18 protein-coding genes are annotated in these 24,789 nt (G+C 58.5%); 9 read left to right on the forward strand and 9 right to left on the reverse strand.

Annotated features, from left to right (window positions below):
- The first annotated feature begins 84 nt into the window (after positions 1-84).
- The 5 genes from AC1MDT_RS06245 to AC1MDT_RS06265 all read left to right on the forward strand — a co-directional run bounded on the left by AC1MDT_RS06245 (position 85) and on the right by AC1MDT_RS06265 (position 6,611).
- Positions 85-3,576 carry a response regulator gene (locus AC1MDT_RS06245; RefSeq protein ID WP_480421198.1) on the forward strand — a complete coding sequence of 1,164 codons (3,492 nt, stop codon included), beginning with the start codon at positions 85-87 and terminating at the stop codon, positions 3,574-3,576.
- Positions 3,576-4,391, forward strand: a complete 816-nt coding sequence (locus AC1MDT_RS06250; RefSeq protein WP_480421199.1) for a CheR family methyltransferase — start codon at positions 3,576-3,578, stop codon at positions 4,389-4,391. Before AC1MDT_RS06245 ends, AC1MDT_RS06250 begins: the two co-directional genes overlap by 1 nt.
- Positions 4,388-4,981: a chemotaxis protein CheB gene (locus AC1MDT_RS06255; protein ID WP_480421200.1), complete on the forward strand. Its 594-nt coding sequence runs from the start codon at positions 4,388-4,390 to the stop codon at positions 4,979-4,981. Before AC1MDT_RS06250 ends, AC1MDT_RS06255 begins: the two co-directional genes overlap by 4 nt.
- Positions 4,975-6,156 carry a hybrid sensor histidine kinase/response regulator gene (locus tag AC1MDT_RS06260; RefSeq protein WP_480421201.1) on the forward strand — a complete coding sequence of 394 codons (1,182 nt, stop codon included), beginning with the start codon at positions 4,975-4,977 and terminating at the stop codon, positions 6,154-6,156. The genes AC1MDT_RS06255 and AC1MDT_RS06260 overlap by 7 nt, the downstream gene beginning before the upstream one ends.
- A gap of 77 nt (positions 6,157-6,233) precedes the next feature.
- Entirely contained in the window at positions 6,234-6,611 is a 378-nt protein-coding gene (locus AC1MDT_RS06265) for a response regulator (RefSeq protein ID WP_059405185.1), read from the forward strand.
- 117 nt (positions 6,612-6,728) lie between these two features.
- Here AC1MDT_RS06265 and AC1MDT_RS06270 read toward each other — a convergent pair whose 3' ends face one another.
- From AC1MDT_RS06270 to AC1MDT_RS06285, 4 genes are all read right to left on the reverse strand, one after another.
- Positions 6,729-8,381: a response regulator gene (locus AC1MDT_RS06270; RefSeq protein ID WP_480421202.1), complete on the reverse strand. Its 1,653-nt coding sequence runs from the start codon at positions 8,379-8,381 to the stop codon at positions 6,729-6,731.
- 14 nt (positions 8,382-8,395) lie between these two features.
- On the reverse strand, positions 8,396-9,898 hold the full coding sequence (locus AC1MDT_RS06275) for an ATPase domain-containing protein (protein ID WP_480421203.1): 1,503 nt from the start codon (positions 9,896-9,898) through the stop codon (positions 8,396-8,398).
- Positions 9,899-10,124: 226 nt separating this feature from the next.
- Positions 10,125-11,180 (reverse strand): tetratricopeptide repeat protein, encoded by a 1,056-nt coding sequence (locus AC1MDT_RS06280; protein ID WP_480421204.1) that lies wholly within the window; start codon positions 11,178-11,180, stop codon positions 10,125-10,127.
- A gap of 76 nt (positions 11,181-11,256) precedes the next feature.
- On the reverse strand, positions 11,257-12,156 hold the full coding sequence (locus tag AC1MDT_RS06285; RefSeq protein WP_480421205.1) for a bestrophin family protein: 900 nt from the start codon (positions 12,154-12,156) through the stop codon (positions 11,257-11,259).
- Between the two features lie 219 nt (positions 12,157-12,375).
- Here AC1MDT_RS06285 and AC1MDT_RS06290 point away from each other — a divergent pair, with 219 nt between their 5' ends.
- The 3 genes from AC1MDT_RS06290 to AC1MDT_RS06300 are packed head-to-tail and all read left to right on the forward strand — an operon-like array spanning position 12,376 to position 15,659.
- Positions 12,376-14,511, forward strand: a complete 2,136-nt coding sequence (locus AC1MDT_RS06290) for an FUSC family protein (RefSeq protein WP_480421206.1) — start codon at positions 12,376-12,378, stop codon at positions 14,509-14,511.
- A complete protein-coding gene (locus AC1MDT_RS06295; RefSeq protein WP_480421207.1) occupies positions 14,501-14,701 on the forward strand; it encodes a DUF1656 domain-containing protein in 201 nt (66 codons plus the stop codon). Before AC1MDT_RS06290 ends, AC1MDT_RS06295 begins: the two co-directional genes overlap by 11 nt.
- 4 nt (positions 14,702-14,705) lie before the next feature.
- Positions 14,706-15,659, forward strand: a complete 954-nt coding sequence (locus tag AC1MDT_RS06300) for an HlyD family secretion protein (RefSeq protein ID WP_480421208.1) — start codon at positions 14,706-14,708, stop codon at positions 15,657-15,659.
- A gap of 205 nt (positions 15,660-15,864) precedes the next feature.
- Here the strand turns inward: AC1MDT_RS06300 and AC1MDT_RS06305 are convergent, their stop codons facing one another.
- From AC1MDT_RS06305 to mexE, 3 genes are read right to left on the reverse strand one after another with little or no spacing between them, the layout of a single operon-like run.
- Entirely contained in the window at positions 15,865-17,286 is a 1,422-nt protein-coding gene (locus AC1MDT_RS06305) for an efflux transporter outer membrane subunit (RefSeq protein WP_480421209.1), read from the reverse strand.
- Positions 17,283-20,462: an efflux RND transporter permease subunit gene (locus AC1MDT_RS06310; protein WP_480421210.1), complete on the reverse strand. Its 3,180-nt coding sequence runs from the start codon at positions 20,460-20,462 to the stop codon at positions 17,283-17,285. The genes AC1MDT_RS06305 and AC1MDT_RS06310 overlap by 4 nt, the downstream gene beginning before the upstream one ends.
- A 16-nt stretch (positions 20,463-20,478) precedes the next feature.
- Positions 20,479-21,732 carry a multidrug efflux RND transporter periplasmic adaptor subunit MexE gene (gene mexE, locus AC1MDT_RS06315; protein ID WP_480421211.1) on the reverse strand — a complete coding sequence of 418 codons (1,254 nt, stop codon included), beginning with the start codon at positions 21,730-21,732 and terminating at the stop codon, positions 20,479-20,481.
- A gap of 529 nt (positions 21,733-22,261) precedes the next feature.
- On the opposite strand from mexE, the gene AC1MDT_RS06320 reads away from it, so the two are divergent.
- Positions 22,262-23,584: a DUF1329 domain-containing protein gene (locus AC1MDT_RS06320; protein WP_480421212.1), complete on the forward strand. Its 1,323-nt coding sequence runs from the start codon at positions 22,262-22,264 to the stop codon at positions 23,582-23,584.
- A 3-nt stretch (positions 23,585-23,587) separates the two neighbouring features.
- Here AC1MDT_RS06320 and AC1MDT_RS06325 read toward each other — a convergent pair whose 3' ends face one another.
- Complete coding sequence (locus AC1MDT_RS06325) at positions 23,588-24,262, reverse strand: DUF3313 domain-containing protein (RefSeq protein WP_480421213.1); 675 nt, start codon at positions 24,260-24,262, stop codon at positions 23,588-23,590.
- Positions 24,263-24,299: 37 nt separating this feature from the next.
- A complete protein-coding gene (locus tag AC1MDT_RS06330) occupies positions 24,300-24,569 on the reverse strand; it encodes a hypothetical protein (protein ID WP_480421214.1) in 270 nt (89 codons plus the stop codon).
- Between the last annotated feature and the right edge of the window lie 220 nt (positions 24,570-24,789).

Here is a 24,789-nt window from a genome sequence, read left to right on the forward strand (position 1 = left end):
CGCGAAAACGTATCAGAAAATTGGAACAATGTGCCGTTTTTGGGGCAAACTCCTTGGTTTTCAACAGTTCGACAAGGCCTCCCCATGACCCCTCCGTCTTCCGTTGATGAGCAACGATTCCGCAAGCTCCTGAGCCGCAACATCAGCCTGCCGTTGGGCCTCGGCGTGCTCAGCGCGGTATTCTTTGTTTCACTGATCACTTATTTGCTGTCGGTGATCCAGTGGGTCGAGCACACCGACCGGGTGATCAATAACGCCAATGAAGCGGTGAAACTGACGGTTGATCTGGAAACCGGGTTGCGCGGCTTTCTACTCACGAGTGACGAGCATTTTCTTGACCCCTACGAAACGGCCAAGCCGAGAATTACCGTCGCCCTCAACACCCTGTTGGAGTTGACAGCCGACAATCCGGTTCAGACCGACCGTCTGCACAGGCTGGAGGCCATGCAGAAGGAATGGGGCGATTACGCACAGTCAATGATCGATTTGCAGCGCAGTGCCGGTGATTATCGCAGCGCGGTCAAGGCCGGGCGCGGCAAACGGTTGACCGATGATATTCGTAAACAGTACGAAGACGTGATCGACACCGAGCAGCAGTTGCGCACCACGCGTAACGAAGAAGTGCGCAGCGCCACGATCTGGAGTATCGGCCTTTATCTGTTGTTCATCGCCGGTATCAGCGGGTTGCTGGCCTATATCGGTCGTCGGGATTTACTCACCCTTTCCCAGAGTTACAGCACCAACCTCGCCGCCCAACAGGCCAGTGCCCGTCGCCTGGAACAGCAAGCCTGGTTGCGCAACGGCCAGACCGAGCTGGCCGAACAAGTGTTGGGGCAACTGAGCCTGAATGTACTGGGCCGCAATATTCTGCAGTTTTGTGCGCAATACCTCGGCACCGCCGTGGCCGCTATCTATGTGCGTGAGGATCATGGCGGTCTCAATCGCATCGCGTCTTATGGTTTCTCCCGCGAGGAAGAAGCGCGCGAACAGCATATTTACAATGAAGAAGGGATTGCCGGGCAGGTGGCGCAACAGGCTCGCCTGATTCGCCTCGACTCGGTGCCTGAGGGCTACTTCAAAGTCAGTTCCGGAATCGGCGAAGGTCTGCCGCACAGCGTGCTGGTGGTGCCGACCTGCGATGACAATCGCGTCAATGGTGTCATCGAGTTGGGCTTCCTGCGCCCGATAACCGACCGTGACGTTGAATTGCTCGAGCTGATTGCCGGTAACATCGGCACCTCGATCGAGGCCGCCCGCTATCGCCAGCGCTTGCAGGAAGTGCTGGCCGAAACCCAACAACTCAACGAAGAGTTGCAAGTCCAGCAAGAAGAGCTGAAGACGGCCAACGAAGAGCTCGAAGAGCAGTCGCGGATTCTCAAGGAGTCCCAGGCGCATCTGGAAACCCAGCAGGTCGAGCTGGAACAGACCAACGAGCAGCTCGCCGAACAGGCGCAGATCCTGGCCGACCAGCGCGACGCCATGGACCTGAAAAATACCGAACTCAGTCAGGCCCAGATACAGCTCGAAGACCGCGCCGAAGAGTTGCAGCGTTCAAGCAAATACAAGTCCGAATTCCTCGCCAATATGTCTCATGAATTGCGCACGCCGCTGAACAGTTCGTTGATCCTGGCCAAATTGCTGGCGCAAAACCCCCAGGAAAACCTCACCCCTGAGCAGGTCAAGTTCGCCGAGTCGATTTATTCGGCCGGCAATGACTTGCTCAATTTGATCAACGACATCCTCGACATTTCCAAGGTCGAGGCCGGCAAGCTGGAGATGCGCCCGGAGAACACCAGCGTCTCTCGTCTGGTGGACGGCTTGCGCGCAATGTTCGAGCCATTGGCGGCGGATAAGAAGCTGGACTTCCACGTCGAGTTGCAGCCAGACGCGCCGCTGATGATGTTCACCGACCGCCAGCGTCTGGAGCAGGTCATCAAGAACCTGCTGTCGAACGCGGTGAAGTTCACTGAAAAGGGCTCCGTCAGCCTGACGGTTGCCAGCCAACCCAAACAAGGCATCGCCTTTATTGTCCGCGATTCCGGGATCGGCATTGCAGAGGATCAACGGGAAAGTATTTTTGAAGCGTTCCGTCAGGCCGATGGCACCACCAATCGCCGGTACGGCGGCACGGGCCTGGGGTTGTCGATTTCTCGAGACCTGGCCGCATTGCTGGGCGGTTCCATCAGCATCACCAGCGAACCAGGGCAGGGCAGCGTGTTCACCCTGGTCTTGCCGCAGCAATACGTTGAACGGGGGGAATGTCCTGTCGAGCCGATGAAAGCTTCGCCGGTTGCCGTAGCGCCGAGAGTGGCGCCCGCCGCCCCGGTGCCGTTGGTCGCGGAGGCTGCCATCGCGCATTTCGATGATGACCGCGCGAAGGCACCGTTCACGACGCGTTGCATGCTGGTGGTGGAAGATGAGCCGAACTTTGCGCACATTCTCTACGACCTGGCGCACGAACTGGGTTATCAGTGCCTGGTGGCGCACGGCGCGGACGAAGGCTACGACCTGGCCAAGGAGTTTCTCCCGGACGCCATACTTCTAGACATGCGTCTGCCGGATCATTCCGGGCTGACCGTGTTGCAACGCCTGAAGGAGCACGCTGAAACCCGGCACATTCCGGTGCACATTATCTCCGTCGAAGATCGAGTCGAAACGGCCATGCACATGGGCGCTATCGGTTACGCGGTCAAACCGACCACCCGCGAAGAACTCAAGGATGTGTTTGCCCGTCTTGAAGCCAAACTGACACAGAAAGTCAAACGGGTCCTGCTGGTCGAAGACGATGATTTGCAGCGCGACAGCATTGCCCGGTTGATTGGTGACGATGACATCGAAATCACGGCGGTAGGTTTCGCTCAGGAAGCCCTGGACCTGCTGCGCACAACGATTTTCGACTGCATGATCATCGACCTGAAGCTGCCTGACATGCTCGGCAACGATCTGCTTAAGCGTATGTCGACCGAGGATATCTGCTCGTTCCCGCCAGTGATTGTCTACACCGGCCGTAACCTGACCCGGAATGAGGAGAACGAACTGCGCAAGTATTCCCGTTCGATCATCATCAAGGGCGCGCGCTCACCCGAGCGTTTGCTGGACGAAGTGACACTCTTTCTGCACAAAGTCGAATCCAGGTTGTCTCAAGAACGACAGAGGATGCTCAAGACCGCGCGCAGCCGCGATAAGGTCTTCGAGGGTCGCAAAGTACTGCTGGTGGACGACGATGTACGCAATATCTTCGCCCTCACCAGTGCGCTGGAGCAAAAAGGCGCAGTCGTGGTCATCGGCCGGAACGGTCGTGAAGCGATTGAAAAATTGAATGAGGTTGAGGACATCGATCTGGTGCTGATGGACGTGATGATGCCTGAGATGGACGGTTTTGAAGCCACCCTCGAGATCCGCAAGGACCCGCGCTGGCGCAAACTGCCGATCATTGCGGTGACGGCCAAGGCCATGAAAGACGATCAGGAACGCTGCCTGCTGGCTGGCGCCAACGATTACCTGGCCAAGCCCATTGACCTGGACCGCCTGTTCTCGCTGATTCGTGTGTGGTTACCGAAAATGGAACGTATCTAGTGGAGCGAAATACTGAAATTGAATTGCGCTTGTTGATCGAGGCGATCTATCTCAAGTACAGCTATGACTTTCGCGATTACTCCGGCGCCTCGATCAAGCGCCGGGTCAGCCACGCATTAAGCCAGTTCGAGTGCGCGACCATTTCAGCGTTGCAGGAAAAGGTGCTGCACGATCCCACCGCGTTCATGCAATTACTGCAATTGCTGACGATCCCTGTCAGCGAGATGTTCCGCGACCCTTCGCACTTCCTGGCACTGCGTCAGGAAGTGGTCCCGCTGCTCAAGACCTATCCCTCGATCAAGATATGGATCGCCGGTTGCAGCACCGGTGAAGAGGTCTACTCGATGGCGATTTTGCTGCGCGAAGAGGGCTTGCTGGATCGCACCATTATCTACGCCACCGACATCAATCCGCGCTCGCTGGAAAAGGCCAAGCAAGGAATTTTCTCGATGGAGAACGTCCGCGCCTACACTTCTAACTACCAGCAGGCAGGTGGCCAGTGTTCGTTCGCCGACTACTACACGGCGGCGTACGGGTACGCGATTTTCGACAAGACACTGTGTGAAAACGTGACCTTCGCCGATCACAGCCTGGCCACCGACAGTGTTTTTTCAGAAACTCAGTTAATTTCGTGTCGTAACGTTTTGATTTATTTCAACAAAAAGCTTCAGGATCGTGCGTTTGGCTTGTTCCACGAGTCCCTGTGTCATCGGGGCTTCCTGGTGCTGGGCAGCAAGGAAACCCTGGATTTTTCGGCCTTTGGCAACCGGTTCGAGCCCTTGGTCAAACACGAACGGATCTACCGCAAATTATGAGCAGTGCAGCGGGCTTGCCTTCCATAGAGGCTATCGTGATCGGCGCTTCTGCTGGCGGTGTGGAGGCATTGCTGAATATCCTCGGCCCACTGCGAGAAGGGTATGCCCTGCCGATCATTGTGGTGCTGCACCTGCCGGATGAGCGTCGCAGCCCATTGACTGAAGTGTTTGCGCGGCGAGTTTCACTGCCGGTTCTTGAAGCCCGCGACAAGACGCGGGTCGAGGCCGGAACGCTGTATTTCGCGGGCCCGGGCTATCACCTGTCGGTGGAGCAAGACCGCAGTTTTTCCTTGAGCCTGGAACCCCGCGTGCACCATTCGCGACCCTCCATCGATTACCTGTTCGAATCGGCCGCCGACGCTTACGGTGCCGCGCTGGCAGCGGTGCTGTTAACCGGTGCCAATCGCGATGGTGCGCGCGGCCTGGCTCAGGTCAAACTTCGCGGTGGCATGACCATCGTGCAGGACCCGAACGAGGCCCAGGTCGCGACGATGCCCAAGGCTGCGCTTGCCATACACCAGCCAGACCACATTCTCCCTATACGCGGCATCGGCCGTCTGCTTGTCGAGCTGGAACAAATCGCATGTTAAGTAACTTCCAAGCCAAACTGCTGATCGTCGACGATCTGCCGGAGAACCTGTTGGCGCTCGAAGCGCTGATCAAGCGTGAAGACCGTCTGGTCTACAAAGCGCTGTCCGCTGATGAAGCCCTGTCGTTATTGCTGCAACACGAATTCGCGCTGGCCATTCTCGACGTGCAGATGCCCGATATGAATGGCTTTGAGCTGGCCGAGTTGATGCGCGGCACGGAAAAGACTAAAAACATCCCGATCGTCTTCGTCAGCGCGGCGGGCCGTGAACTGAACTATGCATTCAAGGGCTATGAAAGCGGCGCCGTGGACTTCCTTTACAAACCTTTGGATATCCACGCGGTCAAGAGCAAGGTCAACGTATTCGTCGAACTGTTTCGCCAGCGCAAGGAAATGAAGCTGCAGGTCGAAGCGCTGGAGGAGAGTCGCCGGGAGCAGGAAGCCTTGCTCAAACAGTTGCAGAGCACCCAGCTGGAGCTGGAGCAAGCGGTGCGCATGCGCGATGACTTCATGTCCATCGTCGCCCACGAAGTCCGCACGCCGCTCAATGGCCTGATTCTCGAAACCCAGCTGCGCAAGATGCACCTGGCCCGAAATAACGTCGCGGCGTTCACCATGGATAAGATGCACGCGATGGTCGACCGCGACGAACGGCAGATCAAAAGCCTGATCCGTTTGATTGAAGACATGCTCGATGTGTCGCGCATTCGTACCGGCAAACTGTCGATTCGACCGAAACGCTTCGATCTCTCGGCACTGGTTCGTGGCCTGTTGCAGAATTTCGCACCGCAGATCGACGCCGCACAATCTTCGGTCACCCTGGAGGCTGAGCAGCCCGTGGTCGGCAGCTGGGACGAGTTTCGCATTGAACAGGTGATTTCCAACTTGCTGACCAACGCGTTGCGTTACGGCGCCAAGAGTCCGATCACCGTTAAGGTGTACAGTGAAAACAATCAGGCGCGGGTGGACGTGCGCGATCAGGGGATCGGTATCGGTGAGGAGAACCAGAAACGTATTTTCCAGCAGTTCGAGCGTGTCTCGGCCAAACACGCCGTTGCCGGGTTGGGCCTGGGCTTGTTTATTTCTGAACAAATTGTGACCGCCCATGGCGGTTCCATTACCGTCGAAAGCCGGATTGGCGAAGGCGCCTTGTTTCGCGTTTGTCTGCCGCTGTAGGAAAACAGCCAGGTAAACGCAACCTCTGAGCGACCTCACGGTCGTATCAGCAGCTACTGACCGAACAAAGGCTTCCCATGAGTGAAGATGCACAAGACGTCGTATTGATCGTCGAAGATGACCCCTCGATCCTGATGGTGCTTTCTGCCTATCTGTCAGGGGAGGGCTACCGGGTACTGCAGGCCGAAAACGGCGAGCAGGCCTTTGAAATTCTCGCAAGCAAACCGCACCTGGACATGATGATCACCGACTTTCGCCTGCCAGGTGGAATCTCTGGGGTTCAGATCGCCGAACCAGCGGTGAAACTGCGACCGGAACTCAAGGTGATCTTTATCAGCGGTTATCCGCAGGAAATCCGCGAGACCGATAGCCCGATCACCCGCAAGGCACCGATCCTGGGCAAGCCGTTCGATCTGGATGTTCTGCAAGAGCTGATGCAGGAAATGCTCTCGTAACGTTCTTTGTAGGAGCGAGCTTGCTCGCGATGGACGTAAACGATGACGCATACTGTCTGGAAAAATGCGTCGCCTTCGAATTCTTCGCGAGCAAGCTCGCTCCTACAAGGGCACGCATCAGATCCGGATCATCTCTCGCACCTTTGCGGTCAACAGGTCGAAGGTGAACGGCTTGGTGATCATCTGCATGCCTGGATCGAGGAACCCTGCGCGCACCGCAGCGTGTTCTGCATAACCGGTGATGAACAACACCTTGAGGTCAGGCCGATACTGTCGGCCAATTTCTGCCAGTTGCCGGCCGTTCATGCCCGGCAACCCGACATCACTGATCAACAGGTCGATACGTTGCGTGGAATCCAGAATCGGTACCGCGCTGTCGCCATTGCCAGCCTCGACAAAGGCATAACCCAACTCGCTCAGCACCGTGCTCACCAGCACCCGTACCGCCGGATCGTCCTCGACGATCAAAACGGTTTCGCCATTCTGTGCAAAGGGTGCGTGATGGACATTCACCGGGCTGTGCTGCGGTATATCACCACCGAAACGCGGTAGAAACAGCGTCACGGTGGTGCCTTCGCCGACGTCGCTGCGGATGGCAACGTGGCCGCGCGATTGCTTGGTAAAACCATAGATCATCGACAGCCCAAGGCCCGTGCCCTGGCCAATCGGCTTGGTGGTAAAGAAGGGGTCGAAGGCGCGGTCAATAGTGCTTTGCGGCATGCCACATCCGGTGTCGGTGACACTCAAGACCACGTAATCACCTGGGTCCAGGTTGCCCTGGGTTTCGGTGGCGCCGATGGCCAGGTGCTGATTTGCGGTATTGACCACCAGTCTGCCGCCACCGGGCATGGCATCTCGTGCGTTGATCACCAGATTGAGCAGGGCGCTTTCCAGTTGGTTGGGATCAGCCTCGGCGACCCACAAGTCTTCGCTCAACTGCATGTCCAGCTGAATACTTTCGTTAATGCTGCGTTGCAACAGTTCACCCATGGACACCACCAGCGTGTTCATCTCCACGGGTTTGGAATCCAGCGACTGGCGACGGGAAAACGCCAGCAAACGGTGGGTCAGGGCCGCCGCCCGGTTGGCCGATGTCACGCCGAGGTCGATCAGGCTGTCCAGATCGTCTGTACGTCCACGCGCCAGACGCCTGCGCAGCAGCTCCAGGCTACCGATGATGCCGGTGAGCATGTTGTTGAAGTCGTGGGCAATACCGCCAGTGAGTTGGCCGACGGCTTCCATTTTCTGCGACTGGCGCAGGGCCTCTTCTTTGTGTCGTAGCTGTGCAGTCCGTTCCTCGACTTGCTGTTCGAGGGTTTCGAGGGTGGTTTGCAGGCGCAGTTCGCTTTGACTCAAGTCGATCAGCCGGTCTCGGGCTTCATACTGTCGTCGGCGACCGCGCAATGCAGTGGTCACCAGACTGATCAACGTCACCGGATGAAAAGGGCGTTCAAGAAACGTGACGTTGCCCAGTTGCGGGCCGAAGCGCGACGCAGGGTCCTGTTCCGGGCCGCCATGGTGGGTCAGCAATACAATGGGCAGGTCCGACCAGGTGGGTTGTCGCTCAATCAGACTGAACAGCGGTTGAAGATCACCCCCCAGGATCGCCTCGGAGGCGATCAGCAGTAATCCGGCGCCATGCACCAACTCGCTGCAAAGTCCGGTCAGATCTCGTGTAACGACGCCATCGTAGCCAGCCTCGTTGAGCATCATCAGCGCAATCTGGCCGTCGCGTCCCAGCGGCGCGAGAATGATCGCGCGCTCAGACATCGCTTCCTCAACCGTCACGGGGTTTCGTCCCCGAGCAATGGCTTGTTCGCACCCAGATAAGTCGGCACGCCGCGCAATACGCCCTGGAACGCGTCCAGAGGTTCACCGATGGTCATGCCGCGACCGCTGATGCGGTATTCGCGAATGGTCGACTCATGGCTGCCCGTGCGCTTCTTGATGATCGAAATTGCCCGCCGAACCTTGCCGAGCGCTTCGAAGTAGCGCAGCAGGATGACCGTATCGGCCAGGTAAGTGATATCGACGGGGGCCTGCATATCACCCACCAAGCCATGCTGGGCGACGGTCATGAAGGTCGCGGCACCCTGGCGATTGAGGTAAAGCAACAATTCGTGCATGTGCAATATCAGGGTGTTTTCTTCAGGCATCGCCGCCTGGTAGCCGTTGATACTGTCGATGACCACGGTCTTGATACCGCGCTCGTCAACGCAGCAACGCACCCGGTGGGAAAATTCGCCGGGGCACAATTGCGCCGCATCCACTTGCTCGATCAGCAGGTTGCCGGTGTCTTGGAGTGCCTGCAGGTCGATGCCCATGTTTTTCATGCGCTCGAACAACAAGCCCAATTCCTCATCGAAAATAAACAGCGCGGCTTTCTCCCCCCGGGCCACGGCGGCCGCCGCGAAGATCATCGAGATCAAGGATTTGCCAGTCCCGGCGGGGCCCAATATCAAGGTGCTGGAACCGGTCTCGATACCGCCCCCGAGCAGGGCGTCCATTTCCCGGATGCCGCTGGTCAATTGCTGACGGGTATACCCCCCTCGATGCTCGGCGGCCACCAGGCGCGGGAACACATGCACGCCGTCACCCAAGAGGGTGAAGTCATGATAGCCGCCACGGTATTTCTGGCCGCGGTACTTCACCACGCGGATCCGCCGACGTTCAGCGCCATAGTTGGGGGTCAGTTCTTCCAGGCAAATAACACCGTGCGCCACACTGTGCACGGTCTTGTCGAGGGACTCGGTGGTCAGGTCGTCCAGCAGCAGCACGGTGGCGTCATACCGCACAAAGTAGTGTTTGATCGCGAGGATCTGGCGACGGTAACGCAGGGAACTTTGAGCCAGCAGACGTATTTCCGAAAGGCTGTCGAGCACCACACGGGTAGGCTTGACCCGTTCAACGACTTCGAAAATCTGCTTGGTGGCTTCACCCAACTCCAGGTCGGAGGAGTACAGAAGGCTCTGCTGATGCTCGGCATTGAGCAGGCTTTCCGGCGGCGTCAGTTCGAAGATGTGGATGTTCTCATCCAGCTCCCAACCATGGGACAACGCCCCCTGGCGAAGCTCTCGCTCGGTTTCCGATAACGTGATGTATAACGAGCGCTCGCCGGCTTGCGCGCCGGCCAACAGAAAATGCAAGGCGACAGTGGTTTTGCCGGTTCCGGGTTCACCCTCAAGCAAAAACACATGGCCGCGAGACAATCCACCGGCCAAAATGTCATTCAGACCGTCAATGCCCGTGGCGGCTTTTGCGCTGAACAACTCGTTTGATCCAGACAAAAAATGCCCTCTCATGACTAGGGGAAACGAGGCAGCAGGTCTTACGTACCTGAATGAGCTGCCTGTTCACTTGACCCTTGGCCGCGACGAGCGTTCAACACTTTTTACGCTAAAACTGTAGGAGCGAGCTTGCTCGCGATTGACTTTAGAACAATGGGTTTGTCCAGCAAGAACACGTCATCGTTCACGTCCATCGCGAGCAAGCTCGCTCCTACAGGGGGATCTTTTAGAGCCCTTGCTGCAACGCCGGATCGTCCGGGTTCATCTGTTCCAGCTGCGCCAAGAGGACCTGCACGTTCTGCAGTTGTCCGCTTTCCTTCCAGTAGTTGATCAATAACACCCGTGCCTTACGGTCGGCGGGGTGGCGCTGGACGATTTCCTGCAGTTGCTTTTGCGCCGCTTCAAGCTCTTCCTCGCCATGCAGCGTGGTGGCCAGGTCGTAGCGGTAATCCTTGTTATCGGGCTCAAGCTCCACGGCCTTGGACAGACCGAGCACGGCGAATTCACTTTGGCCGTGATGCAGCAGCCATAGGCCCAAGGCATGTTGCAGGTAGGCCGATTGGGGTTGAGTCTGCAGTTGCTTGGCCAGCAGTTGCTGGGCAGCGTCGCTTTGACCTTGTTTATCCAGCACATCGATCTGCATCACCAGTGCCGGCAGGCTGTCGGGGTCCAGCTGCAATGTCTGTTCGAGTGCCTGTTGTGCTGCTTTCAATTCGGCGTTGTGCAGATGCAACCGCGCCAGTTGATAGAAGTTGGCGGCGCTTGGCGGCGCGGTTTTGAGCGCCTGTTCCCAGGCATCAATGGCTTGTTCCAACGGTCCGAAATACAAACCCAGGTCATCCGGCGAGAGTCCTAGCAACGCGTTCACTGCGGCAAGCCGTACGCTTTGTTCACTGTCTTCGAGCAATGGCCCGAGCAACAGGCTGCGTTGCCCGTTGGGCACTAGCTCACTAACGCTTTTGATCGCTGCGATGCGCACCTCGGGCGCCGGGTGTTGCAGGTCCGCATCCGCCAGTTTCAAGGCCACGGAGCTTGGGTAGTTAGGCAGCTCGGCAAGCAGCCAGATGCGCCGTTTGGGTGAAATGTCGGGGCGGCCGAGTTGCTGGTACAGAACCCGCGCGGCCCCCGGTTGACCTGCGCGAGCCTTTGTAAGCGCTTCACTGTAGCCGCGCTGGATCGCCTCCGGCACCACAGGGGGGGTGTTGCGCAGGAAAAACCAGGCAAGGCCAATGGCGAACAAGGCGCAGACGCTGATGAGCAGGTAGCGGCGGAACTGGGGCATGCAGGAATCCGGTAGCTGGCAAGCTTTTGCAAAGGTGTCAGCTTCGGTCAGGCAAGGCTGTGAGTCAAACCCTGACTCAGTTCAGCACGTACTCAATCGGTTCAAGGGCCGGCGGCAACTCGGTTTGCCCCAATGCCGCCAGCACTTCACGCTCCAGGGTACGCAAAATCGCATTGCACGGCAGATCGTTCTCATCGAAGCCGAACGGGTCTTCAAGGTCGTCGCCGATTTCGTCGAGGCCAAAAAAGGTGTAGCTGACAATGGCGGTGAACACGGGTGTCAACCAACCCAGCGGTTCGGCCATGGCAAACGGCAGCAGGATGCAGAACAGGTAAATCGTGCGGTGCAGTAACAATGTGTAGGGGAAGGGCAGCGGCGTACTTTTGATTCGTTCACAGCTGGCTTGAACCTGACTCAGGCTGACCAGCCGGGATTCCAGTTGGGTGTAACGCCATTCGCTGATGTGGTCGCGTTGGGCCAGTGCCGAGAATTGGCCACCGATGCGCTGGAGCAGCGCATCCGTCATGTTCGGGTGACCGGTATCCATGGCGTGTTGCGTCCAGGGCTTGATGGCAGTCAACTCGTCCTCCACGCGCAGGCGGGCGATCAAACCATGGGCGAAACCACAGAGCTCGCGCAACAGCAGCGTTCGTTCAGCCGCATCCATCAGCCCTTGGGTCTGGCGAATCAGCGAGCGCACTTCGATGATCAGCTGCCCGAGCTGCTTGCGGCCCTCCCACCAGCGGTCGTAACAGGCGTTATTGCGAAAACTCATGAAGATCGACAGCGACAGGCCCAGCAAGGTGAAAGGCGTGGCGTTGACCTTGGAGAAGTACGCGGGATGCCAGGTCTCCACCAGCACAATCACTGAGGCCAGCAGCGTGACCAATAGACTGCGCAAAGCAATGCGCTTGGCAATCGAGCCTTTTAGGGAAAACAGGATGCCGATCAGGTTCGGCTTGGCACGGACAATCATGGGCAGGGCTTTTTTTCAAGTGACGCTTTCGCAGCGGTTGCAGCGTAGGAGTGCGGTGAGGGTCTGTCCAATCGTTATGGCTGACGGGTTCATCGAGCGTATCTATCGATAACGACTGCTCCATCGGCGTTTTTGTCTAAACGTCGTGTCGACAGTGAAACCCGTCAGCACACCGATGGAGTGACTACGCTTGCTGGAGATGCCTCTGCGAGCGCTCCCATGCAACCGCTGCTTCAATACTTCAAGGCGATGCTCAACCCCGGGCCAGGTGTGTTGTTGTTTGCCTTGAGAACCATCGCGGCCGGGCTGTTGACGCTGTATCTGGCCTTCCTGTTCGACCTCGATCAGCCCAAATGGTCGATCATGGCGGTGGTCATCGTCAGCCAGCCCTTGGGTGGCATGGCCCTCGCACGAAGCTTCGGCCAGGTCATCGGCACCACGTTGGGGGCGGTGGTTGCGGTGTTGATCATGGCGATTTTCCCCCAGGCGCCACTGCCTTTCATCCTCACCCTGGCCTTGTGGCTGGCGCTGTGTACCGCCGGGGGCACGTTGTTGCGCTACACCAGTTCTCAGGCATTTGTGCTGAGTGGCTATACGGCGGTGGTCGTGGCACTGCTGGCGGTGCCTGATCAGGAGGGCACGTTTCTGCTGGCGGTCACCCGTGTGACCGAAACGCTGCTGGCGGTGGCCTGCGTGTGTGTTGTGAGCCTGCTGACAGCCCGACCGGAGAGCGTTGCCCGGGATTACTTCGCCAAGATCGATCAAGTGATCAAGCTGCTCGCGACCCACGCGGCCGCTGTCATTCGAACCGAAGAAAGCGAGGCTGATTTTCATCGGCGGCAAATGCAGCTGTTAGGTGCGATCAGTGCCCTGGAGGGTGTGCGTCGGCACTTGTATTTCGATGCGCCACGTTTGCGCAGCGCCAACGGGCTGGTGCAATTGCTGGGTAATCAGTTGGTGCTCCTGACCTCGCGGCTGACGGCTTTGCGCCACCAGCGGGAGCTGCTCGCCGAGCGCTGGGAAGGAGCGCTGCCGGAAGAAATACAGCTATTGCGTGCCGAAGAGCTGGCCTTTCTTGACGATTTGGCCCGTCGGGGACGCTCATTATCAGCTGAGGCTCGCCAGCATTTCGGTACGCTGCAACAGCGTTTCGATGACCAGGCCTATAAGGCTGAACAACTGACCGAAACCATGCCTGCCACGTTGCGTTCACTGGCCTGGGCACTGCGCTGGGAGCAAGCGCGGATGCTGGAGCAACTGGGGCAGATTCTGGAGTTGAGCGACGCTATTCAGGAGGAGCGCGAAGCAAGTTGCGTGTTTCGCGGCCAGGATAACCCTTTGCATCTGGACTTCACCTTGGCGGCGATGAATGCAATCCGGGCCTTTACTGCGTTACTGGTCGCCGGACTGATATGGATCGAGACCGGTTGGGACGGGGCTCGTGGCGGGATGGTTGTGTTGGGGATTCTCTGCTCGCTGATGGCGACGTTTCCGCGACCGTTACTGGCCAGCCAAAGCTTTGCCAAGGGATTGGCACTGGCCTTGGTGGTGTCGGCGCTGTATCTGTTCTTGCTGGTACCCATGATCAGTGACTTCGAGTTGTTCGCCTTGTTGCTCGCCCCCTTGCTGTATGCCGTTGCGGTGGGGCTGTCCAGTCCGGCAACCACGGGCACAGGCATTGGACTTGGCCTGACGACGATTCTGTTGCTGGGCCCGCAAAACGTAAGCGTCGGCCAAAACACGGCCATTCAGTGGTTCGAGTTTGCCGGTGCGTATATCTGCGCTGCCGCATTGGCAATGAGTGTCTACGCCTTGATTTTCCCGTTCAGGCCCGTTTTGCGGATGCGCCGCCTGTTCCATGAGAACTGCGAGCAGGTCTACGCTTTGTTGAAGACACCGGCCACCGACGAGCAGCAATTCGCGTTTGAAAGTCGCCTGGTCGATCGCTTGACCATGATGTTGGGATTATTGCCAGCCGCCAACGACAAACCATCCAGAGAACTGTTCGAAGTCAGCCTCGGGTGCATGGCACTGGGAGTGGCGTTGAACCAACTCCGGCAACAGGGGCAAAACAACACGATGCTCAGTGCCGGGCAACAAAGCCGTTTGTTGGTGTCCGTCCGTGAAACGGGACGATTGGTCGCCGGGCGCCATGGAATTGACCTTGAGCAACTGCTCGAAAACTTGCGCATCCTGGGCGATGAATTGGACGACTTGCATCTCGATGTTCATGAGCACTTGTGGTCGGTATTCAGGATGCGTGTGGCGCTGCTGATTGTGGTGTCATTTCTGGAGCGCTACCGCGATCACTTTCAACCCGCAGCCGTAGAAGGAGTGCCAGTCCTTGCTCATTGATCTGGAAGTGGGGGGCGTTTACGTGCCGCCAATCGCCCAGGCATTGCTGTTGGCCTTGCCGATTTTCTTGCTACTGGACTGGATCCTGCGCCGCTTGGGCGTGCTGCGGTTCGTCTGGCATGAAGCGTTGTTCGAAGGCGCGTTGTACGCCTGCGTTTGCGCGACGCTGATTCTGGTGATGGGAGCTTGATGCGTTGAAGAAGATCCTTTCCCGACTGGTGACTGTGGTGGTGGTGTTGCTGGCCTTTGTCCTCGGCTGGTTTGCCTGGGAACATTACACCCGCGCTCCCTGGACCCGGGATGCGCGGGTGCGTGCCGACGTGGTGACCCTGTCTGCCGATGTCTCGGGGCGCATCGTCAGCCTGAATGTCCAGGACAACCAGCATGTGGACAAGGGCCAGTTGCTGCTGGAAATCGACCCCGCGCGGTATACGCTGGCGGTTGAGCATTCCAGGCGTTCCGTGGAAGTAGCGAAAGCCGCGCTGGGTCAGTCCGAAGCATCGATTGTTTCCAGCCAGGCGCTGCTCAAGCAGCGCCAGAGTGAGGAAGTCAGGCGACGGACCCTCAAGCAACGGTTTGCGATCTCGGGTGAAGAGTGGGAAAAATCCAGCACCGAGGTGGCGGTGGCTCAGGCCGAATTGCTGCGAGATCAGGCGAACCTCGGCCTTGCTCAGGCCAATGTGCAATTGGCAATCGCCGCGCTGACCCAGGCTGAACTCGATTTGCAACGTACTCGGGTCGAATCGCCTGTCAGTGGTTATGTCACCAACCTGCTGACCCGTCAGGGCGACTATGCCGCCACCGGTGGCGCGCTGTTGGCGTTGGTGGACAGCGACTCGTTTTACGTCAGCGGCTACTTTGAAGAAACCAAGTTGCCACGAATCGAGGAGGGCGATCGCGTCAAAATCGAATTAATGAGCGGCGAGACCTTCGGCGGTACCGTGCAAAGCATCGCCTTCGCCATTGCCGACCGGGAAAACCTGCCGGGTGGTCGATTGCTGGCCAACATCAACCCCAGCTATACCTGGGTCAAACTCGCGCAACGGGTACCGGTGCGGATACAGATCGACGCCGATTACGCCGCCAAAAACCGACTGCGTGCCGGGACCACGGCCACGGTGACAGTCCTGGAAAACCAAGAGCCATGACCCCCTGTAGGAGCGAGCTTGCTCGCGAAGGACTTGAGAGCAACGCGTTTGTTCAGGAAGAACGCGTTATCGTTAACGTCCTTCGCGAGCAAGCTCGCTCCTACAGGGGGCTGGTGTTTTCATCAGGCAAAAAAAACCCCGCGACCGAATGAGGCGCAGGGCTAAAAAATGGTCGGTTGCGGCCAACCACGGAGCTGGATAAAGATTACTTGCTGGCGACGGTCTCTGGTTGCCAGCCACCGCCAAGGGCTTTGTAAATCGCGACAATGCCGCTATACAGTTCCACTTCGGCCTGGGCCTGAGTGTCTTCGGCCGCCAGACGCTCGCGTTGTGCATCGAGCAGGACGAGGAAGTCCACGGTGCCTTCGCGGTAGCGAATTTCGGCCAGGTCGGCTGCGGCGCGACTGGACTCGCTCTGACGAATCAGCGAAATCAGACGTTGCTGACGTTTGCCGTAATCGCTGAAAGCATTTTCTGATTCTTCCAGCGCCAACAGTACTTGCTGTTCGTAGGTTGCCAGTGCGCCTTCGGCATCCGCATCGGCGCCGCGTATGCGAGCGCGCACACTGCCCAGGTCGAACGCGGCCCAGGTGATGCTTGGGCCAAGCGTCCAGGCGTTGGCGGCCGGGGTACCGATCTGTGAGCCCCGTTGAGCGGTAAAGCCAAGGAAGCCGCTGAGGCTGACGCGAGGAAACAAATCAGCCGTGGCTACGCCGATACGGGCCGTGGCGGAAGCCAGTTTGCGCTCGGCGCTGAGGATATCCGGGCGACGTTGCAGCAGTTCGCCCGGATTACCGATGGGCAGTGCCTTCGAAATCGCCGGCAAGGCTTTCGGACTCAGGTCGACGCTCAGTTTGTCCGGACGTTCACCCAGCAGGGTGGCGATGCGGTTTTTCTGCCGAACCTGTTCAGCCTGCAGTTGCGGCACGCTGGCTTCGACGGACGCCAGGCGTGCATCGGCGCGTTCCACATCGAGCTGATCGCCAACGCCGGCATCACGCAGGCTTTCGGTGATCTTGCGCGACTCCTGCTGGTTGCTCAGGTTGGCCAGCGCAATTTTTTCCCGCAGTTGCGCACCGCGCAATTGACCGTAGGAGTCCACCAGTTCGGCAATCATCGTGACTTGCAGTTGGTACAAATCGGCTTCGAAGGCCTGCTGTTCGGCGTTGGCCGATTCCAGATTGCGCTGGATACGGCCAAACAGATCGATTTCCCACGCCATGTCCAGACCCAGGTCATAGCGTTCGCTGTTGACCCGACTGGTAGTGGTGCCAGGAATCTGACCCTTGGCCAGCTCGCTGCTGGCACGGCTGGTGACGGTCGGCATGGCGTCATTGCTGACGTCATCGCGAATCGCCCGGGCGGCTTTCCAGCGAGCGAAGGCCACGCGCAAATCACGGTTGCCTTTGAGCGATTGAGTCACCAACTGGTTGAGCGTCGGGTCTTCGAACTGCTGCCACCAGATGCCTTCGAAACGCGAGCGGTCGAAGTTCTTCTGGCCGGCGGCGCCATCGGTGGCCGTCGTGATGTTGGCCGGCGCCGTGTCGGGCGTCTTGTAGTCCGGGCCGACGGCGCAGGCACTCAGGGCCAGTACCAGCAGGCTCGGCAGGAAGGCTTTCAAGCTCATTGTTGCGCCTCCAGTTTCAGGGCCTTGGCCGCTTTGCGTGCTTCACCGCGCTCCACAAAGTTGCGAATCAATACGTAGAACACGGGCGTCAGCAACAGACCGAAGAAGGTCACTCCGAGCATCCCGGAGAACACCGCCACACCCATGGCATGACGCATTTCGGCACCGGCACCGCTAGAGAACACCAGCGGCACAACCCCCATGATGAACGCGAAGGAGGTCATCAGGATCGGCCGCAGACGCAGACGGCACGCTTCGAGTACCGCCGCCAGCGGGTTCATGCCTTCTTGCTGTTTATCCTTGGCGAACTCGACAATCAGAATCGCGTTCTTACAGGCAAGCCCCACCAGTACGATCAAGCCGATCTGAGTGAAGATGTTGTTGTCACCGCCCGAGGCAATCACCCCGGTAATGGCGGACAGCAGCGTCATCGGTACGATCAGGATCACCGCCAGTGGCAGGCTCCAGCTTTCGTATTGAGCGGCGAGTACCAGGAACGCCAGCAAGACGCAGAGCGGGAACACGAACAGCGCGGTGTTGCCGGACAAAATCTGCTGGTAGGTCAGGTCGGTCCACTCGTAGGTCATACCGTTCGGCAATTCTTCCTTGAGCAATTTCTCGATGGCTTTCTGGGCTTGGCCGGAGCTGTAGCCTGGCGCTGCCGCGCCGTTGATTTCAGCGGTGATGAAGCCGTTGTAGTGCATCACGCGGTCCGGCCCCGAGGTGTCGCTGACCTTGATGAAGGTCGCCAGCGGGATCATCTCGCCTTTGTTGTTACGTACTTTCAGCTGGCCGATCTGGTCCGGCTCGAGACGGAACTGCTGCTCGGCCTGGACGTTGACCTGATATGTACGACCGAAGCGGTTGAAGTCGTTGGCATACAGCGAACCCAGATAGATCTGCAAGGTGTCGAAGATGTCGCTGACGGCCACGCCGTGGGTCTTGGCTTTTTCACGGTCGATAGCGGCATCGACCTGTGGCACGTTCACGGTGTAACTGGTGAACAAGCCCGCCAGTTCCGGCACGGTGCGACTTTTGTTGATGATGTTCATGGTTTCTTTGTACAGCTCGTCATAGCCCAGGTTGCCCCGGTCTTCGATCTGCAGGCGGAACCCGCCGATAGTGCCCAGGCCTTGTACCGGCGGCGGCGGGAAGATCGCCATGTAGGCTTCCTGAATCTCGGCGTACTTGCCGTTCAACGCACCGGCAATGGCACCGGCGGACATGCTCGGGTCTTTGCGCTCATCAAACGGTTTGAGGGTCACGAACACGATGCCGGCGTTAGGACTGTTGGTGAAGCCGTTGATCGACAGGCCAGGGAAGGCCACCGCACTTTCCACACCCGGCTGTTTCAGCGCCAGGTCGGACATGCGTTTGATCACGTCTTCGGTACGGTCCAGGCTCGAGGCGTCCGGCAGTTGCGCGAAGGCCACCAGGTATTGCTTGTCCTGGCCAGGGACGAAACCGGTCGGAGTATTGGCGAAGCCGAAGAACGTCAGCACCATCAGGCCTGCGTACAACAGCAGGGCGATGCCGCTGCTGCGGATAACCCGGCCTACAGTGCCGACATAACCGTGGCTGGCTTTGTCAAAGAAGCGGTTGAATGGACGAAACAGCCAGCCGCCGAAGATCTTGTCGAGGACCTTGGAGAAACGGTCTTTCGGTGCGTCATGGCCTTTGAGCAACACCGCAGCCAGTGCTGGCGACAGCGTCAGCGAGTTGAAGGCCGAGATCACCGTCGAGATCGCAATGGTCAAGGCGAACTGCTTGTAGAACTGCCCGGTCAGCCCGGAGATAAAAGCCGCCGGGATAAACACGGCACACAGCACCAGCGCCGTCGCGATGATCGGGCCGGTCACTTCACGCATGGCCCGTTTGGTCGCTTCGACCGGGCTCAGCCCCAGGCCGATGTTTCGCTCGACGTTCTCCACCACCACGATGGCGTCGTCCACCACGATACCGATGGCCAGTACCAATCCGAACAGTGACAGGGCGTTCAACGAGAAGCCGAACAGGTGCATCACCGCAAACGTACCGATCAGCGAAACCGGCACCGCCACCAACGGAATGATCGACGCGCGCCAGGTTTGCAGGAACAGGATCACCACCAGTACCACGAGGATCAGTGCTTCGAAGAGGGTGTGAACCACCGCTTCGATAGAACCGCGCACGAAGATCGTCGGGTCATAGACGATGCTGAAGTCCATGCCTTCCGGGAAGCTTTTCTTCAGCTCGGCCATTTTCGACCGCACTTCGTTGGAAATCTCGATAGCGTTCGAGCCTGGGCGCTGGAAGATCGGGATGGCCACCGCCGGCTGGTTATTCAGCAAGGAGCGCAGGGCGTATTGGCTGGAACCCAGTTCAACGCGGGCGATGTCCTTCAGGCGAGTGATTTCACCGTTGTCGCCTGTGCGAATGATGATGTTCTCGAACTCTTCCTCGGACACCAGACGACCTTGGGTGTTGACTGACAACTGGAAGGCCGTGGCATTCGGCGCAGGCGGCGCGCCCAGGGCACCGGCAGCGACCTGACGGTTCTGCTCACGGATCGCGGTGACCACATCGGTCGCGGTCAGGTTGCGCGAAGCGGTCTTGTTCGGATCAAGCCACACCCGCAGCGAGTAGTCGCCCATACCGAACAGCTGCACATCACCGACACCGCCCAGACGCGCCAGCTCATCCTTGATGTTGAGCAAGGCGTAGTTGGACAGGTACAGCATGTCGTAGCGTTTGTCCGGCGAGGTCAAGTGCACAACCATGGTCAGGTCGGGCGATGCCTTGTCCACGGTGATACCGATGCGCGTCACTTCTTCTGGAAGTTTCGGCTCGGTCCGGGTCACACGGTTCTGTACCTGCACCTGGGCGTTATCCAGGTCAGTGCCCAGCGCGAAGGTGATGGTCAGGGTGATCTTGCCGTCAGCGGTGGACTGCGAGGACATGTACAGCATGTTCTCGACGCCAGTAATGGCTTGCTCCAGCGGGGCGGCGACGGTTTCACCGATGACTTTAGGGTTGGCACCCGGGAAGTTGGCGCGGACCACAACGGTCGGCGGCACGACTTCCGGGTATTCGCTGATCGGCAGCTGGAACAGCGAGATGGCACCGGCAATCAGGATCAGCAGCGACAGCACTGCTGCAAAGATCGGCCGTGAAATGAAGAATTGGGAAAAATTCATCGCAGTTGTTGCTCCCTTAACCGCGTGGAGTCGCAGCAGCCAGTTTTACAACCGAACCCGGCGCGACCTTGGCAGGCGCGACTTGGGGCAGGTTGCTGGCTTCCAGCGCTTGTCGTTGTTGTGCGAGTGCCGCGAGGGTTTGCTCGCTGGCCATCGGGATCACTTCAGGGGTGACCGGTGAACCAGGACGAACCCGTTGCAAGCCTTTGACGATGACGGTGTCATCCTTGTTCAGGCCGCTGCGCACGATGCGCAAACCTTCGATCTTCGGACCCAGTTCAACCGCGCGGTACGCCGTTTTGTTGTCGGCATCCATCACCAGCACAAACTTCTTGCCCAGATCGGTCCCGACCGCTTCGTCGTTGATCAACACCGCGGAGTAGGTGCCGCTGCCAACCAGTTTCAGGCGTGCATACAGGCCAGGGGTGTAAGTGCCGTCAGTGTTGTCGAACACGGCGCGACCACGGATGGTGCCGGTTTTCGGGTTGACCTGGTTGTCGACAAAGTTCATTACGCCCAGGTGCGGGTTACCGTCTTCATTGGACAGGCCGAGGTAAACCGGGGTGGTTGCACCGCGTTTGCCCTGGCGAGCGAGCTCGGTGTACTTGAGGAACACACGTTCGTCAGCATCGAAGTAGGCGTAGACCTTGTCGGTGGATACCACACTGGTCAGTGCGGTGGTGTCGGCAGTCACCAGGTTGCCGGCGGTGATTTCTGCGCGACTGACGCGCCCACTGATCGGCGCGGTCACGCGGGTGAAGCTCAGGTTCAGTTTGGCCAGGTCCAGTTGCGCCTGGACGGCTCCGACCGCGGCGCGGGCTTCTTGAGCAGCGCTGGTGCGCGAATCGGCCAGCTCGGCGGAGATCGCGTTGCTGGTACGCAGGCGCTCACCGCGCTGGGCTTCGCTTTCGCTGCGAATGGCATTGGCGCGGCCCTGAGCGACTAGTGCTTCAAGGCGGCGGACCTCGGCCTGGAACGGGCGTGGGTCGATCTGGAACAGCAAGTCGCCTTTTTTGACCAGTGCGCCTTCGGTGAAGGCGACTTCATCGATCTGGCCGGACACCCGTGGACGGATTTCTACGGTTTCCGGCGCTTCAAGGCGCCCGGTGAATTCGTCCCACTCGTTAACCGGTTGTTCCAGCACCTTGGCCACGCTGACCTTGGCTGCGGGCAGGGTGGCGGCAGTCTCTGGCGCCTTGCCGCATGCGCTCATCACCACCACGGCCAACAGGGCCAACGGGAAGCGCAAATATTTGAATGACTGTTCCATGGATGCATCCGCCAATGTATTGAGAATGGGCGGATGATGCTCGGCGGGGGGGGATCTCACGAATCGAATGAAGCAAAGGTAACTATCATTCGGAATGATATAGGCGCCGGGCGAGCCCTCTAGCCTGCGCCTTGGATCGGAACGCGATCAACTTGATTGATGACAATTCAGTGTTGCCGAGGGTGCAAGAATAAGACCTCAGACCGAGTCGCGGCCTTCGCGAGCAGGCTCGCTCCCACAGGGAAACGCTTTCCAAATGTGGGAGTGAGCCTGCTCGCGATAGGGCCAGGCGCCTTCTGTCCGCCTCTCTAGCCGTTGGTCGCAACAGAACCCGTTACGGGGCTGCAGCCCGGTATAAACGCAAATCTGTCATCAATAGCGAAGTAGATGACGTCAAATGAGAAGCGCCCCCCGGTGGGGTGACTCTTAATAACAGCACAAATGAAAAACCGCTGGCGATTAAAACTGATACGCCCACTGCACCACCTGGTTCACGGGTTGTTCAGTTCGCTAGCAGGAGAATAACAATATGATATTCGTGAAAAAATTACTGGCTGCTTCGTTCATCATGGCACTGGCCATCGGTGCCCAGGCGTCTGTTCCGAGTCAAGAAGCCGCCAAGCTGGGTGTCAGCCTGACCCTGGTGGGTGCCGAAAAGGCCGGCAATGCCGATGGCTCCATCCCGGCCTATAACGGTGGCCTGAGCACCGCGCCTGCCAGCTTCAAGGTGGGCGATAACATGCGCCCGGACCCGTACGCCGGCGAAAAACCGCTGTTGGTGATCAATGGCAAGAACCTCGACCAATATAAGGGCACGCTTACGGCCACCACGGCGGAGTTGGCCAAGCGTTTTCCCGACTACCACATCGACGTGTATCCGACCCACCGCAGCGCAGCACTGCCACAGGCGGTGCTGGACAACAGCCGGAAAAATGCCACCGCTGCCAAGTCCCTCAACGGCGGGTTGGCCATCGACAACGTACTGCCCGGTGTGCCGTTCCCGATCCCACAGTCGGGTGCCGAGGCGATGTGGAATTTCTTGCTGCGCTACCAGGGCGTCACCATCACCTCCAAGTATGACTCCTGGAGCGTCGACTCGGCTGGCGTGCCAAGCCTGATGGTCACCGGCCAGGCGTTCATCTCCTTTCCGATTTACGAAGACATGTCCAAGCCCATCAACGACACCGACATCTACTATCAGATGAAGCTGTCCTACACCGGCCCTGCACGCCGGGCCGGCGAGTCGATCATGCTTAAAGACGCCGCCAATCCGACGCAGCAGCCGGGTCGTGCCTGGCAATACTTGCCTGGCCAGCGTCGCGTCAAACTGATCTCGATCCTGGCCTACGACACGCCTAACCCCGGTACCGCTCGCGCATTGGAACTTTACGACTGGACGCTTAAGGGCAAGCAAGAAATGATTGTGCCCTACAACACCTACAAGTTGACCTACGTCCAGGATGCCAAGTCATTGACCACCCCCAATTACCTCGCACCCGATTTTGTACGTTGGGAGAAACACCGTGTCTGGGTCGTGGAGGGCAACCTCAAGCCCGGCGCGCAGCACATCTATCAGAAACGTCGCTTCTACCTGGATGAAGACAGTTGGGCCGCTCTGGCCTCCGATCAGTACGGCGCGAATGGCCAGCTTTTCCGTGGCTCCTTCGCCTTCCTGAGCCAGAGCTACGACCATAAGGTGCCCGATGCCACCCCTTTCATGACTTACGATCTGGAGCGCGGCTCTTACAACATCAATGGTGTGGTAGGCCCTCACGGCGGCATCAAGTACATCGACCCGTTGTCGACGGCACAGTGGTCGCCGGATTCCATGGCGGGTGCCGGCATTCGCTAAGCGTTAGCGGAAAAACGCCTGCAGATCGCTGTTTACTGTGTTGATCGCCACTTTGAAGTCATTGGTAGTAACAGGTTGACTGGCATTTTTCAGGGTTTCACCAAAGACTTTACGCACGACTTTGGCCACCGTTTGGCCGTTGCTCGCATCGATCAATTCGGCTTCGATATAAAGCTCGGTGTCCTGGTTGCGGTGGCCCGTGGCAGCACTCACGCCGCCGACCAGGGCAGCGACCGGGACGACTTCATACCAGTGCATGCCTTCGTTCGCCGCCGTTACGCCTGTGATGGCGGCGCGGATGATCAGCGTGCGCGAACCGGCAGGCGCAGAGTAGGCGTTCGATACGATCAGGTATTTCTGACCCAGGACGTTCTTGGCACTACGGGTCATATACGCCTGCAGCTCTTGAAGTGTCTTGAGGTTGACCCTGTCGTCCGGTTGAGGTGCCGGGTAGAGTTCAAATTGCTTGAAAGCGATCGTATCGTAGGCGTCCGGGTTCCACGAAGGGGCGACCCAACGCATCGTCTTCTGGCCGCTGGTGGTAGTGACTTCATGCAGGGTGCTGGAGTCGCCCAAGAAGTCGGTGTACTGCTCTTTCTTGGTGATTCGCGAGGTGCAACCACCTAGCATCAAGCTACCCAATGCGACACCCAGTAAAAGTTTATTGACGCTGTTCATGTGTTTCTCATTTTTGCGTTGGTTGCTGTCCGCCCCATCAAACGGTGCGCGACGTATCGTTACCCTGTACCTGAGCTTGCGGCTCGCCATGGGTGGTCAGCCAGTTCAGCATGTCGGTCACCGACACCCGGTGGCTGCTTTCCACCCATTCCACGTCGTCGTGGTTGTAATGCTCGACATAGCGGCTGAGGATCACTTCACGCTGGTCTTCCGACAGCTTCAGGCTGGTTTCGCGAACGTGCAGGGCAGCGTTGGCGTCTTTCTCTACCTGTTGTTCCAGTAGCAGTGACTGATACTTGGGCGGCATGGGTTGTGGTCTCTTCACTGGAAGGGGCGCTTGACGGATGAGGGCAGGGGCGCGCTTGGGCAAAGGCATGGCAAACCGTCTTGGCAGGAAAGGAATCAAATACTGGCATTCGCTCCTTGCTTGAGAATGTCTGTTTTTTTACCGGGCCGACACTTTGTTACCGAGTTGAAATATATGACGGATCGCATCGAATGGTTTTAGATGTGAGGTCTTTCAGAAC

The organism is Pseudomonas sp. ASL7 (genome assembly GCF_056680375.1).